General features: G+C 65.9%; 14 protein-coding genes and 2 pseudogenes. 7 read left to right on the forward strand and 9 right to left on the reverse strand.

The window, feature by feature from the left end; genetic code table 11:
• Positions 1 to 423: 423 nt before the first annotated feature.
• Complete coding sequence (locus ACIBJI_RS32515) at positions 424 to 1,188, reverse strand: tetratricopeptide repeat protein (RefSeq protein WP_396957009.1); 765 nt, start codon at positions 1,186 to 1,188, stop codon at positions 424 to 426.
• Between the two features lie 676 nt (positions 1,189 to 1,864).
• Here ACIBJI_RS32515 and ACIBJI_RS32520 point away from each other — a divergent pair.
• The 3 genes and pseudogenes from ACIBJI_RS32520 (at position 1,865) to ACIBJI_RS32530 (ending at position 3,836) form a co-directional block, all read left to right on the forward strand.
• A complete protein-coding gene (locus tag ACIBJI_RS32520; protein WP_397087241.1) occupies positions 1,865 to 2,107 on the forward strand; it encodes a hypothetical protein in 243 nt (80 codons plus the stop codon).
• Positions 2,047 to 2,611, forward strand: a pseudogene (locus ACIBJI_RS32525) (transposase); the annotation flags it as partial. The gene ACIBJI_RS32520 and the pseudogene ACIBJI_RS32525, both read left to right, overlap by 61 nt.
• Positions 2,612 to 3,344: 733 nt before the next feature.
• Positions 3,345 to 3,836, forward strand: a complete 492-nt coding sequence (locus ACIBJI_RS32530) for an RDD family protein (RefSeq protein ID WP_397087124.1) — start codon at positions 3,345 to 3,347, stop codon at positions 3,834 to 3,836.
• Positions 3,837 to 4,501: 665 nt separating this feature from the next.
• Here ACIBJI_RS32530 and ACIBJI_RS32535 read toward each other — a convergent pair.
• From ACIBJI_RS32535 to ACIBJI_RS32560, 6 genes and pseudogenes are all read right to left on the reverse strand, one after another.
• Positions 4,502 to 4,738 (reverse strand): hypothetical protein, encoded by a 237-nt coding sequence (locus ACIBJI_RS32535; RefSeq protein WP_397087126.1) that lies wholly within the window; start codon positions 4,736 to 4,738, stop codon positions 4,502 to 4,504.
• Between the two features lie 58 nt (positions 4,739 to 4,796).
• Positions 4,797 to 4,931: pseudogene (locus ACIBJI_RS32540) on the reverse strand (hypothetical protein); the annotation flags it as partial.
• A 66-nt stretch (positions 4,932 to 4,997) separates the two neighbouring features.
• Entirely contained in the window at positions 4,998 to 5,990 is a 993-nt protein-coding gene (locus ACIBJI_RS32545; protein WP_396957003.1) for an isopenicillin N synthase family dioxygenase, read from the reverse strand.
• 26 nt (positions 5,991 to 6,016) lie between these two features.
• The gene (locus ACIBJI_RS32550; protein ID WP_397087128.1) at positions 6,017 to 6,145 is read right to left on the reverse strand and encodes a hypothetical protein; all 129 of its coding nucleotides are present in this window, start codon (positions 6,143 to 6,145) and stop codon (positions 6,017 to 6,019) included.
• A gap of 71 nt (positions 6,146 to 6,216) precedes the next feature.
• Positions 6,217 to 6,666: a cupin domain-containing protein gene (locus tag ACIBJI_RS32555; RefSeq protein WP_364352900.1), complete on the reverse strand. Its 450-nt coding sequence runs from the start codon at positions 6,664 to 6,666 to the stop codon at positions 6,217 to 6,219.
• Between the two features lie 44 nt (positions 6,667 to 6,710).
• Positions 6,711 to 7,631 (reverse strand): MBL fold metallo-hydrolase, encoded by a 921-nt coding sequence (locus ACIBJI_RS32560; RefSeq protein ID WP_364352897.1) that lies wholly within the window; start codon positions 7,629 to 7,631, stop codon positions 6,711 to 6,713.
• Between the two features lie 195 nt (positions 7,632 to 7,826).
• Between ACIBJI_RS32560 and ACIBJI_RS32565 the strand changes: the two genes are divergently transcribed.
• The 4 genes from ACIBJI_RS32565 to ACIBJI_RS32580 all read left to right on the forward strand — a co-directional run bounded on the left by ACIBJI_RS32565 (position 7,827) and on the right by ACIBJI_RS32580 (position 11,833).
• Complete coding sequence (locus ACIBJI_RS32565) at positions 7,827 to 9,431, forward strand: AtzH-like domain-containing protein (RefSeq protein ID WP_397087130.1); 1,605 nt, start codon at positions 7,827 to 7,829, stop codon at positions 9,429 to 9,431.
• On the forward strand, positions 9,431 to 10,177 hold the full coding sequence (locus ACIBJI_RS32570) for a cysteine hydrolase family protein (RefSeq protein WP_397087132.1): 747 nt from the start codon (positions 9,431 to 9,433) through the stop codon (positions 10,175 to 10,177). The genes ACIBJI_RS32565 and ACIBJI_RS32570 overlap by 1 nt, the downstream gene beginning before the upstream one ends.
• A 220-nt stretch (positions 10,178 to 10,397) precedes the next feature.
• On the forward strand, positions 10,398 to 10,973 hold the full coding sequence (locus ACIBJI_RS32575) for a TetR/AcrR family transcriptional regulator (RefSeq protein ID WP_397087134.1): 576 nt from the start codon (positions 10,398 to 10,400) through the stop codon (positions 10,971 to 10,973).
• Positions 10,974 to 11,044: 71 nt separating this feature from the next.
• Entirely contained in the window at positions 11,045 to 11,833 is a 789-nt protein-coding gene (locus ACIBJI_RS32580; RefSeq protein WP_364352885.1) for an SDR family oxidoreductase, read from the forward strand.
• A gap of 153 nt (positions 11,834 to 11,986) precedes the next feature.
• On the opposite strand, the gene ACIBJI_RS32585 is transcribed toward ACIBJI_RS32580, so the two are convergent.
• Entirely contained in the window at positions 11,987 to 12,937 is a 951-nt protein-coding gene (locus tag ACIBJI_RS32585) for a PDR/VanB family oxidoreductase (RefSeq protein WP_396956992.1), read from the reverse strand.
• Between the two features lie 32 nt (positions 12,938 to 12,969).
• A complete protein-coding gene (locus ACIBJI_RS32590) occupies positions 12,970 to 13,647 on the reverse strand; it encodes a helix-turn-helix domain-containing protein (RefSeq protein ID WP_396956990.1) in 678 nt (225 codons plus the stop codon).
• Positions 13,648 to 13,737 lie beyond the last annotated feature (90 nt).

Consider the following 13,737-nt stretch of genomic DNA (forward strand, 5'->3'; position numbering starts at 1 on the left):
CTTGTGGGTCTCACTCACTTTTTCGCGCTTCTCGTGCCGCACTGTCCGGATTCATCGCTCTCCTAGCCTATTTGATCGGGTTGCCATTCGCGTCGTTCCTGACTCCCCTTCACCGCCGATGGGGTAGCCGGTCACGACTGAGCCGTCGGGAGCGACGATGACTTCGATTTGGACACCGTTGCGGGTGCCGTTGACCTTCCAGTTGCCGTTGTCCTAGAGGACTGGCGGCTGGGCCGAGTCCCTGCAGCAGCACAGCCACCGCGCCTGGGTTGTCGAGGGAGACATGGACGGCGGGGTCACGGGCAGGCTGCATCCGGGCCTGATCGTCCGGTCCACGAATCAACCTGCACCGGCACCGGTCGCGAACGTCGACGACAAGATCGGCCACCTCGAGTCGACCCGCCAGGCACCGGTTCCGGCGGGTCAGAAGATCCCGGCGATGTACGGCGCGCCGCTGCGTGTCCAGCCGGTCAGCAGCCCCTGCAGTTTTTCCTCCGCATACGGGTGGCCGGCCGCGGCGGCGGCGCGAAAGAACTCCGCCGCCTCGTCTCGGTCCCGTACCTCGAGGACCACCGCCAAGTTGTACATGGAGGTGACATCGCCCGCCGCGGCCCCACGACGCCACCACTGTTCGTACTCCGCGACCCGCTCGCACCGGAAGTACAACGAGCCGAGGTTGGCCATCGCCGCACCGGAACCCGCGTCGACGGCCACCCGCAACCACCGCTCGGCCTCCTCGTCCCGTCCCAGCTCCGACAGCAGGTTGCCGAGGTTGCTCATCGCCTTCGTATCCCCCGCCTCGGCGGCCTGCGCATAGAATTCGACTGCATCCTCTCTATCCCCTCGCTCGACCAGCTGCAACGCCAGATTGAATGCCGCGTCAGCATTCCCAGCTCCCGCTGCAGCCCGATACCAGCGTTCCGATTCAGCGAGCTGCCGCTGTTCGGATTTCAGAAACCCGAGGTTGTGCATCGCTTTCGCATCCCCGGCCGCGGCCGCCTGCACCCACCACGTCTCGGCAGTGGACTCATCGTCGCGTTCGACAGCCCGCAAGCCCAACGTCCGCATCGCACAGACATGCCCCGCCGACGCCGCCACCCTATATTCCGGCTCCGCCTCCGCCGCACGGTCCGCACGCGTCAACGCCTCAGCACGCTCGTACGCCGCCGCCCCACCATCACCATTCATACCGAACCTTCCCTGCGCTCACCCCCGACCGTATCGCGCTGCGCCAGTACGTATTCGCACCCCTGGCAAGCGCCGCCGCACGCGACTCGGGCGCTACCTGACGTACGGGCAGCACCCTACCCACCGGTAGTCACCGAACGCGGGCACCGAGAGGCCGCCGTCAGGCTCGGCTGCTCGACGGGGCGTGGCTCATCTCCGGCCCCTCGATCACGTTCGCGGCTGTCCAGCCGCCGTGCACCGCTGTCCGAGTGGACGATTGGGTGCGTCCTACCTTCGTGACGTGCCGTCGGTTGTCCGGAATGATCGGCAGGCCAGGTGGGATCGGTATAGCTTTCATCGCGCTGCTTCTCGATGGCTCAGGTGGCTCCCCCGCCGGTCCCACCACCTTGTTCCGACCGCTGATTAGGCGCTGCGGACCATCGCTGTGCAGGGCGTTGACGGCGGAACGGGGATGCCGCACGACACGATTGGATGAGGGATCGGAGGCATCACGGCTTTTGGTGGCGGGTATCGACATCGCCAAGGAATTCCATTGGGTGACAGTCGTTGTCACCGATACCGGCAGCGAGGTGATCTCGCGTCGGGTCGACAACGACCCCGACAGCACCAACAGGTTTCCTCGCAGAACTCGGCAGGCCGGAACCGAGCACGGGCCGGCCCCCTCGGTATCGACGTCATGGGTGGCATCGCCGGACTGGCCACCGCGATGCTGCTGGAAGCCGGTCACCAGCTGGTTCACGTGCCCGGCCCGACCGTGAACCGTGCGCGTCACGGCACGCGTGGCGGTGAGCACAAATCCGACCCCCGCGACACCCGGTCATCGCCGACCAGCTGCGGCTTCGGCAAGGCTTCCGGCCTGCGAGCACGATCGGCAACCGCCGCGACGAATGGATTACCGCGGGTGTGTTCGCGCGGCTGAAGACGATCGCGCTGGACACCTACGACCGCATCGTCGGGCTGGTCCTCGACGACATCGCTGTCGACGGCTGCATCACCAAAGCACCCGACGGTGGAGAAACATGCCGGACCGTCTCCGGTGGACCGCCACAAAAAGGGCATGAAACGGTCGCTGCTGGTCGACGGCTACGGCATCCCGCACAGGCAGGTCCTAGCCCGGCGCGAACCGCCCCGACTTTCCGCTGCTGGCCCTGACTCTCGATCGCGTCGACGACCTCGGGCCGTTGCCGGAGCAGATCACCGTGCACTTGGACTCCGGCTACAACTCGGGCAAGACCCGGGACCTGCTGGCCGGGCGCAGCCTGCAGGCCAGATCGCAACCAAGGGCGCGAAAGCGCCGATCCAGGCCAGCCAGCGCTGGCACGTGGAGCGAACGAATTCCTGGCACAACGCTTTCAACAGGCTGCAACGTTGCTATGAACGCCGCGAACGCGTCATCGACGCCTACTTCGACCTCGCCGACGCAAAGCACAAGCTGAGAGACTTCGAGTTATCCCCGACCCTGGGAGCCCTGCAGTATTGCCCCTTGCGCTCCGATCAAGATAGACACGATCCATGGAAACTAGTACGGCACATGTTCGGCTGAAACGTTCGCTGGCGGGCGTCGCCGCTGGTCTGGCTTTGGTTGCGACCATTGCTCCGACCGCGTCGGCCGCCTCCGATCTTTCTGCTGAAACCTCGACCACCGTAGCGGCTCCGATCGACTCGGGATCGTTCAGTGGCTCTGGATATCTGCTCAATGGTGTACTCAACCTCATTTGTGTACTCACTGGTTCACGGCCAACGTGCTGGGGCGACGTTCCCCAGTAAGTTCAGTTCGGTATAGCCCGAGCTTCTGCGGATCCGAGACAATAGATTGTCCTGCTATTGACTCAGCGATTTTCACCGGACCAGCACCGATAATCGGACGGGTCTGATGTGGCAGGTGCGGCACGACCGATTCGTGATGCCCGGTTCAGACCGGATGCAGGGCAACGCATTCCGTACAGCGTTCCCACAAGTCGGGGATCGGGTCCGACCAGGGGAATCGGTGAGGAAGGACCCGGACCTCGGTGCCCCATTCTGGTCGGCCAATTCCTGTGGCCACCGTGTGAGCGATCGGTTGCCCGTCACTGACGGCTTTTGATCGTTCGTGTGCGGATCTCGCTACGGGTGGAGCGTATGGCGTGGGATCCGGGGAGTGAGGCACAATGCGTCGGATGAGTGTTCAATATCCGGGCCCTCGAGCCCGCGGGGGTGGTCAGCATCCGCAATCTCGGCCGCAGGCGGATGTGCCCGAGGAAGCAGGTGAGAATCGCCTGGCCTTGGCGGCCGTGCTCGACGGCTTACTGGCCTTGACTGTCGGTCTGGGTGTTTCGGTACGGATTTTTCCTGATGCCGACGGCGCTGTGGAATTCCTCGCGGGTTTCGTTCCCTGTGTCTTTGCGGTATCTTTCGTCAATCACGTGATCGGCACATTGTTGGTTCGTGGCAGCGTCGCCAAACTGCTGTTCGGAATGCGGGTGGTGCGGTGGAAGAATGGCCGGCGTCCGCGCTTCTGGCAGACGTTGTGGCGGTGGCTGTTCGGCTTTGTTCTGATCGCGCTGCAGTATGTCCTGGAGGGTGCGAGCGTGGGGCAGGCGTGTGGTCTGCGAACCGTGCGTCGCCGCGACGAAATGCGCCGTGCTTCTAGGGCGGTGAGTGGCCACTGACGGTGTCCACGTCTTCGGGAGAATCCTTCGCTAAACGTTCGAGCCCGCCGCACTCGACGAACTGTGCGCGGCCAGCCTGCGCCTGCTCGAGGTGCGCCGATGAACACACCGACCGCCAACGCGGAAACCGTCGCCGCGGCACGGCTGCTGCTCACCCAATTGGGTATCTCCCCCGCCGACCTCGTGACCGTCGGCACCACGGCACCGACATTCGGTGAAATCGATCCCCGCGTCCGCGAAACACTCGAGGCGGGCACCAAACGCACACCTATTCCTGTTCGGGCTGGCCAGCAGTGTGCACGGAGGCTGGCCCTTCCCGGCGAACTCCAACCCAGCCGCGAGGTCATACTCGACGACGACCTCACGGCGTTCAGCTGCGGGATCGACGTCAGCTCGATCTCATCCGGGTCTGAGAACCGGCCCTACTGGATTCCGATGAGGCGGAGCCCGAAAGCCGCGTATTCCGTGGCGATCTGCTCGGGTGTGACGGGGCCTGGAGTCGAAACCATTGCGGCAGTGCGGTGCACATGGTCGCGATGGCACGGCCGGCGACGCGGGCGTGGTCGGGGGGCAGGTTTCCTCGGCGATCGCGGCATCCATGTCCTCGTCGAGGAGGTATTGAATCTCGTTGCGGGACGCGGTGATCCGGTCTCGGTTGGCCGGTGTCAGGCCGCGCATCTCGCTGGCTCCGATAATGTGTGGAATTCCAGGTCGAGCTCGGTGTCGCGGGCCTGGTCGGCTGCGTAGCGCAGGTTCTCCTCCTGTGCGGTCAGGATGGTCGCGAGCTTTACCGGATCGGATTCGGTGAGTGTGGTGGCGGCGGCCAGACCGTCCAGCACCGCGCGGACCGCGAGGGCGTCGCGCACCTGCTCGTCGTCGATGCGGCGACCCGGGCGGGACATTGACGGCCGGCCCCTCATAGATGAGCTGCTGGACGGCCTCGCGCACCGGGCTCCGGCTCACGCCGAGCCGGGCGGCCAGGGCCGGAACACTGGGCGGCGTGCCCGGCTCCAGCTCCCAACTGCCTGACCTGCCGGTGCGCGGATGCGCCGAGCAGCGCGGAGGTGGTCGGTCATCGCAGTCGGTCCTAATCAGTGAGCAGGATGGGTTCTCGGCCGGACTCGTGTTCCTGCGGTTGGTCTTTCGTTTTCGGTGGTGAAGTTACCCTTGCGCCCGGTAGTTGGCCTGCACGCGCTGAGCGAGGAAGTCGGCGGCGGTCACCGGCGGGTACTTGTGGCGTGGCCCCTGGATGACTGCGTCGCGGTCGGCCTGGGCGAAGTAGGCGATGCTGTAGCGGTCACCCTGGTACTCGCCCGCGCCTGGGCTGCGGACACGGTGGAAGTTCGATGGCAGTTCGTCATCGCTCCAGCGGGTGAGCATGTCACCGATATTGCAGGTGATCAGTGCGGACGACGGGGTTATCGACGTCCATTGCTGCTCCTGCATCTCCTTGCCGGGGCAGACCTGCAGGCCACCCTGCCCGTCCCGCTGGAAAAGCAGCGTCAGACAGTCGAAGTCGGTGTGCGCACCCGCACGCCAGCGACCCGGCACGCCCTGGAGTTCTGTCGGAACAGCGAAGTAGTGCAACAGCCGAAGCGTGCTCTGGTACTGCGGGGATTCCGGATCATGCGCCTTGGTGAAGTGATTGCGGTCCAGGCCGAGGCGATCGGCGAAGCAGGAGAGGACGCGCATCGCGACTGTCCACACCTGGTACTCGAAATCGAGCATGTCGGCGCGGAATTCGACCAACTCCGCTTCGCTCGGCCACAGCTCGGCCATATGCGGGCGGGTAATCTGGTAGGACTCCTTCTGATCGGGCACGCCGATGGACGGGCGTACCTGACTCAGGCTCTCCCACCCGGCGTTATTCGCCTTGACCAGTGGATATCGCGCCTTGGTCGACTCCGGGAGCGCGAAAAATGCTGCGGTGCGGGCGAATACAGTGTCGATCTGGTGCTGCGGGATGCCGTGCCCGCAGAGCTGGAAGAAGCCGATCTCGGTGGCCGCGGCCCATAGCTGGTCGGTGATCTCGGCGCGGCGGTCCGCGAAATCGGTCAGGTCGATGACGCGGATATCGCGGGCGTCGGTCTCCACGCCGAGGCCGCCCATCTGCTGCTCGCGGGATACCTCGGGCTGGTCGTAGCTTTCGGTCATTGTCAGTCCTTGTCTGCGTGGGGTTCTCAGCTGTCGACGTTGATCGTCGGGTCGAGGAATTCCTTGGTGACGACGTCTTGGGCGCGCAGGTTGTTCGGTATATTCGCGCCGCCGAGGCGCAGGATCGGGTGTCGCGGCCTTGACAGATACGACACGAGAACGCACCCCGATTGCTATCGGCAGTGAGATTTGCGTTGCAGTGCTGAGTGTCGGACCGGCGGCAAATTCAATGACCCGGCACGGACTCGAATCCTGTTGCCAGAGTGCGGATATCCGCGTCGGACAGCGGCGTGGGCGTGCCGCGGTCGACGAGATCAGCGAATCCTGCGTCATCCGCCATCACGGTGATCGTGTACAGCCGTTCGGTGCCGGAGGTGTTCAGAATGCGGTGTTCGGATCCTGGTTGCAGGATCAGTACGTCGCCCGCGCCGAGGTCGACGGCGTGTGTGTCGCTGTGCGCGCGGGCGGTGCCGGCCAGCACGATGAAGATTTCGGCTGAATCCTCATGGGAGTTCAGTGGTTGCGCACCGCCCGGCTCCCAGATTTCGAGGAATACGCTTGCGCTGGAGCCGTGTTCGGGTCCAGCGAGTGTGCACAGCCGTACCGTGTCCGCGGGTGAGATGAGAGCTGCCGACAGGTCGGCGAGGTGTCGTACGACGGGAGGCGCCCCAGCCATATCGGATCCTTTCGGGTAGACGTCGTATCGCCGCGGAACGCGGTTCAGCCGACGGGTGGTGTGAGCAGGGTGACCGGGCCGCAGTCGTGGCGGGTTACCGGCTGGCCGAGCATGTCGCGGGCCGGCACGGCGATCGTTGTTCCCTCCAGCATCGCCGCCGCGGCATGGGCGACCTCGGTGGCCGCGCTGGCCGGTAGTTCGCAGATAAGGTTGTGGGCGGCCAGAATTCGGGTGATCGGGAGCTTCGACAGTCGGTGCGTCGATTCGGCGAACCGGACTGGGTCGGCTCCGGCGCCGTGCAGCCAGTGGGCGGCGGCGAGCACCGTGTCACCCGAGAGCAGCGTGCCGGTGGTGTGGTCGAACAGGCACAGGGTGTCCGGCGCATGGCCGGGCGTGTGCAGTACCTCGAACCGTCGGCCACCCAGGTCGATGATTTCGCCGTCGGCCAGCGCCCGGCTGATCGGGGTCGGTGGTATCGCCCACTGCGTCAGGTCCGGCAGCGGGCGTAACCGACCGACCCGCGCCAGGGTGAAGAAATACTGGGCATCCAGCAGGGCGAACCGGTCGTACTCCGCGACCACCCGTGACATGGCGGCGGCATACGTACGAAGGAACGCTGGATCGGCGGCGGTGTGCAGGCACCCGGAATTCGGGTCCGCAGCCGTGGGATGCGCGGCGAAGTCGATAACGTCGACCTGCGCGGCGAGGTCGGCATTGCCGCCGCGGTGATCGATGTGGTGATGCGATGACACCACCAACACCGGCAGCGCCGTCAACGCCTGCACCACTTGGGATATCGGAGCGATGCCGAGCCCGGAATCGAACAGCAGCGCGGTGTGTTCGCCGATGACGAGGTAGCTGGCGACATGCCCGGGTTCGTTGATCAGGTGGATGCCCTCCCCGATGTCTCGAACATGGAACCAGGATTCGGCTTCGGCACAGAAGGTGGGAGCTCGTGAGGCCACCGCAGCTCCTCAAATGTTGATGACAGTTACATTTGCCAATGTAGAGGCGCCGCGTTTCCGGGAAGTAAAGGTTGCGGACCGACCGTCGAACGGAGCGAAGGTCGCAGTCCATCAACCCGTCGCGGCAAAAAGGTTCACAACAGCTTTACGTGAACAATGTTCATCACATCAACATTCATGGCTACCGTCTGACCGGTGATCTCTCCCCTCGATGACCTCGACGCCGACCTACGTTCGGCATTCGCGCGGTATGAAAGGGCCTTGATGGCCAACGATCTCGCCGAACTGGACGCCGCATTCGCCGACGGTCCTCGGCCGATCCGCAGTGATCCGGCAACCGCGCTGGTCGGCCACGACGCGATCGCCGAGTTCCGGGCCGGGCGAGCCGGCGCACCGACCCGCTCCCTCGTGCGGGTATATGTGCGCAGACTCGGCTCCGATGCCTCGGCGATCGTCGCGGAGACCCGCCGAACGGACGGTTCACAGGGTGTCCAAACCCAAGTCTGGGAGCGCGACAGCGGCGGTCGATGGACCATCACCGTGGCGCATGTGTCCGGCGGTGCCGCGCCCACCGACGGCAGTACGGTCAGCCCAGACTCATCAATTTGGCGTGTCGCGCCGGACGAGGCGCCGCTCGTGCGCGGCGGCCGAGGACCGCTCCGCGATGCGCGGGTGGCCGTCAAAGATCTGTTCGCGGTGGCCGGGCACGCGATCGGAGCGGGGAACCCGACCTGGCTGGCGGGAGCGCCGGTGGAGTCTCGTCACGCCGCGGCGGTATCCGCATTGCTGGCGGCAGGGGCCGATATCACGGGGATCGCGACCACCGACGAGCTGGCATTCTCACTTGCGGGCGCCAATATTCACTACGGCACGACACCGAATCCGGTTGCGGCGCATCGAGTCAGCGGCGGGTCGAGCAGCGGTCCGGCGGCCGCGGTCGCCGCCGGGTTCGCCGATATCGGCCTCGGCACCGACACCGCGGGCTCGATTCGCGTCCCGGCATCATATTGCGGGCTCTACGGGCTACGCACGACCCACGGGGTGGTCGCGCGGACGGGTCTGGTGGGTTTGGCACCGAGCTTCGATGCCGTGGGCCTGCTCACCCGCGATGCGACGTTGCTCGCCAGGGCGGGCGGGGCGCTGCTGCCGAATCAAGAAGTACATCCGGTCACCAGGGTGGTGGTGGCACCGGAACTGGTCGATCTGCTGGATCCTGCCGCACGCGAATCTTTTTGGGCTGCGGTGCAGGCACTGACGCTGCGCGATGCGGCCGCTGGAAACGTATTGCCACCGCCGGAGACGATCGCGCTCGACTACCCCGACGGCGCCGGGCTCGACACGGTTCTCATGGCATTCCGCACGGTTCAGGCCGCCGAGGCTTGGCGCTCGCACGGCACCTTCGTGTCCGCTCAGCCGACCGCGTTGGCGCCCGATGTCGCCGCTCGATTCCACGTCGGCCGCGAGATCGACGCCGCAACCGAGACCGAGGCACGCGGCCTGCTCGACGACATGAGCACCCGGCTGCGGCGGATACTTCCCCCCGGCGTCGTCCTCGCGCTGCCCGCCGCCTCGTCGGCGGCTCCACGCCGAGACGCTTCGTCGGCGGAGGTGGAAGCGGTGCGGCAGCAGACATTGCGATTGACCTGCCTCGCGTCGCTGGCAGGTCTGCCCGCGTTGTCGATGCCCCATCTCCGGGCGGGAAACCTGCCGGTCGGGTTGTGTCTGCTGGCCGGACCAGGACAGGACTCCACCCTGCTCACCTTCGCCATTCCACCTTTCGACCGACAGGACCACACCTGATGTCCCGAAACTCCTGGTCGCTGTCCGGCGACCATGCGGATCTGCGTCGCCCGATCCATCCGCCACACTCACTGGAGCTCGATGCTCTGCCGCAACGGGTGAGCATCGATCTTGCGCGCACCGCGTTGATCGTCATCGACCTGCAGAACGACTTCTGTCATGTCGACGGGTGGCTTGCGCGCATCGGAGTCGATGTCTCGCCCGCACGTGCGGCCGTCGATACTCTGCGGACGGCGCTGCCGGCCGTGCGCGGAGCCGACATCCCGGTCGTGTGGGTGAATTGGGGCAACCGGCCCGATCAGGCCAACCTGCCGCCCGGCGTGCTGCACGTCTACGATCCCGCCGGCACTGGCGTCGGAATCGGCAGTGCGGCAACCGCTTCGAGCACCGCAGTGCTCGAAGCGGGCAGTTGGGGCGCGGACGTAGTCGATGATCTCGAGATCGCGCCAGCAGACATTCGCGTCGACAAGTACCGGATGAGTGGATTCGTCGATACGGTTCTGGATTCCGTGCTCCGCAACCTGCGGGTCGACACCCTGCTGTTCGCTGGTGTGAACGCCGATCAATGCGTGTTGTCGACATTGATGGACGCCGCGAACATCGGCTACGACGTGGTGCTGCTCACCGATGCGGTGGCCACCACCTCGCCCGAATACTGTATGGAGGCAACGACGTACAACGTCCGACGGTGTTTCGGGTTCACCGCGACCGCCGCGGAACTCGTCCGTGGACTCGTCTGCGTCTAGTGCGTTGACGACGAACGTCCGCCGGATTGGGTGATACGCCGCCGGTTCCGGCAACGGGCCGGGAGTCCGTGACACTCTCGACGGCGGTAGTTGCTGTCGGGAGGGTGGGTTGGTCTGCGCCGGAACCAATTCGGGCCTGTCGGCTGAGCGACGCGGAAGGTCGACGGCCGCAGCCATCAGCATTCTTGACCTACGGGTCAATAACATTTAGAGTCATCGCATGGGCAGGCCACGGAACTTCGAAACCGATACCGTGGTCGAGCGCGCAATGGAAGAGTTCTGGACCCACGGGTACTCCGGCACTTCTCCCGCACAACTCGCCGAGGCCACCGGCGTCGGCAAGGGCAGCCTGTACCACACGTTCGGCAGCAAACGGCAACTGTTCGACCAGGCATTGGCCCGCTACGGACGGATGGGCGTGGAGCACGCCGAGGAGCTGCTGTTCCAACCGGGAAGCACCCGCGAACGCATCGGCGCGTACCTGCGTGAGACCGTGGATTCCGATGTCGCACAGCCGGTTCGGCGTGGCTGTATGGTCGTGAACACGGCCGCCGAGCTCGGTGGCCATGACGAGGAGATCACCCGGGCCCTGCGTGGCATCGAGGATGGCATCGTCGCCGTGCTGGCCGCCCGGATCGAACAGGGCCGACGCGACGGCGACATCGGCCCTGATGTGGATGCGCGGGCCACGGCCGAGTTCCTGTTCAACACGAGCGTCGGTCTGCGCATTATGGCCAAGACCCGCGACACCGAAGCGCTGTATCGCACCATCGACGTCGCCCTGACCGCCCTCTGACCGATCCGCCACATTGCGGTGGCTCTCGCATACCCCAATTTTTGACCTGCAGTTCAAGAAAGGAAGTCTCCATGGATCTCGAATTGACCGGCAAGACCGCCGTCGTCACCGGAGCCGGCCGCGGCATCGGCCTGGCCGTCGCCGAGACGTTGTCCGCCGCGGGCGCACGCGTGGTCGGCGCCGCCCGCACCATCACACCCGAACTCGAAAAGGCCACCGTGGCCACCGCTTCGGTGGATCTGAGCTCGCAAGACGGCGCCACTGCGCTCGTGGACACCGCGCTGAAAGAGCTCGGCGGCATCGACATCCTGATCAACAACGTTGGTGGCGGCGACCCCGACCAACTGACGCTGGGCGGATTCCTCGACAGTACCGACGATCAGTGGCGGCACCTCCTGGATGTCAACCTGTTCAGCGCCGTCTGGGCGACCCGTGCCGCCCTGCCCAGCCTGCTCGACCGTCGCGGCGCGATCGTGAACGTCTCCTCGATCAACGCACATCTCCCGTCCGCCGGGCCGGTCGGCTACAGCGAGGCCAAGGCCGCGCTCACCGCCTTCGGCAAGCGCCTGAGCGAAGAGTTCGGTCCGCAGGGAGTCCGCGTCAACACGGTCTCGCCCGGCGTGGTCGGCACCCGGATCTGGCGCGGTTCCGAATGGGTCGGCGCGAAGCTCGCCGCCGCACAGGGCGTCTCGCACGAACAGCTGCTGGCGGCGCTGCCGGACCAGTTCGGCATCGCCTCGCGCCGAATCTCCGAACCGGAAGAGGTCGCGGCCCTCGTGGCGTTCCTGGTCTCGGGCAAGGCTACCAACATCATCGGAGCCGACCTCGTCATCGACGGCGGGACCATCAAGACCAGCTGACCCCCTGCATCAGGACATCGCGCGGCCGGCGCGCTGACCGCCTTCGCCCCGGTGCGGCGAAGGCGGTCCCAGCGTCTGGATAAGGGCAGCCCCAGCGGCCCGGTACCGCCGCTCCGTTCGTTCCGCCGAATTCGATGCCGGACAATCAGCGCTTCACAGTTCGAGCACCAATCGTGCTCCAGCGCAGCGTGATACGCAGATCATCATGGACTCCCCCTCGGCGCGCTCCTCCGGCGACAGCACAGAGTCGCGGTGGTCCACCTCCCCGCTCACCACGCCCGTCTCGCAGGTACCGCAGGTCCCTTCCCTGCATGACGAGAGTGCGACCACGCCGCGTTCCTCGGCCACCTCGAGTATTGATCGAGTCGCCGGAACCGTGAGCGTCAGCCCCGACATCGCGAGGGACACCTCGAACGGGGCCGCGGCAGACTCCGCGATATCTCGCGCGACGAACCGCTCGGCGAACACATCGACCGCCTCGAGTCCCGCGCAAGCGTCCTCCGCGGCGGCGATCAACCCTGCTGGACCGCAGGCCAGTACCGCGGTTCCCGGCGTCGAATCGGCGAGGAGTGCCGCCACATCCAGGCGTCCCGCACGCACCGAGTGATGCGGCAGCACCGCATCGCTGTAGTGTTCGCGCAGCTCACGCAGGTAAGCCATGGCCGACTCGTCGCGGCCGGTATATATCAGCCGCCACGGCCGCCCGCTGCGCTGCGCGGCGGCGGCGAGCGCGAGCATCGGCGTGATCCCGATACCTCCGGCGATCAGCACGTAGCCGAGCGCACGCACGAGCGGAAAGTGGTTGCGCGGCGGCCGGATCGAGGCCGTTGCGCCGATCGACAGGAGTTGGTGGGCCAGGACCGAACCACCGCGCCCATGCGCCTCGCGCAATACCGCGATCCGATAGAGAATGGTGTCGTCGGGATCGGAAACCAGCGAGTACTGCCGGACGATCCCGTCGCCGAGCAGTAGGTCGATGTGTGCCCCCGCCTGCCACGGCGGTAGTCGGTCACCGTGCGGGTGGCCGAGGGTGAACTCGTCGATGTTCTCGGCCACTCGGCGGCGGTCGCGTACGACGACGGTGATGGAGTCGGAATCATTCATCAGGGCCTCCAGGAAATACGGGCCCCGCCTAGTTATTTGTCCCAGCCACGGGAATCCGCCTCGCGCCCAGCCGCTTTCACGACAATCAGCCTGGCATGCGGGCCGTCCACCACACGCCACCGGTGTGGTGTGCCGCCAGTGTAGTAGAGGCTGTCACCACCGGCGAGTCGCGCGTGGCCATGGTCACCGAGGTCGACCACGATCGCCCCCTCGACGACGTACACCCACTCGTCCTCGTCGTGCTCGAAGTAGGGCCCGAACTCGGCATGCACGTCGACGAATTCTTGCGGGTAGAACGATGCGCGCCCGTGCACCAGCAGCCGGGTCGAGCCCTCTTCCTGCCCCGATCTGGCGATACCCCGCGGCAGCTGGACGCCCTCGTGGGATCGGATCACCTGCCCCTCGGCGGTCGCTTCGGCGTCCTTGCCGCCGCGGGTGTCCGCCGCCAGCATCAATTCGACCTGGGTGGTTCCCAGCGCTTCGGCGATGCGAGCCAGCGTCAGCATGCTCGGCCGTGCCAGGCCACGTTCGAGCTGACTGAGGAACGGGTGTGAGATCTGCGCCTGCTCGGCCAGTCGGACCAGGGTGAGTCCGCGATCACGCCTGCGGCGGCGGATCTCGGCCCCGAGCATGGTTTGCGCGTCGACGGGCGCCTTTTTGGTCACGTTCTCCACCTTCATATCCCACCACCGATCGTCGAAGTGCGTCACGGACGGGCACCCGCACGCTAGATCACCCGTTGCCGCGTCGGCGAATTAACAAGACCGTAGCTGGCTCGTTCATCTACCCGAAACAAGGCG

This window comes from Nocardia sp. NPDC050408, assembly GCF_044458905.1.
In the GTDB taxonomy this organism is placed as follows: Bacteria; Actinomycetota; Actinomycetes; order Mycobacteriales; family Mycobacteriaceae; genus Nocardia.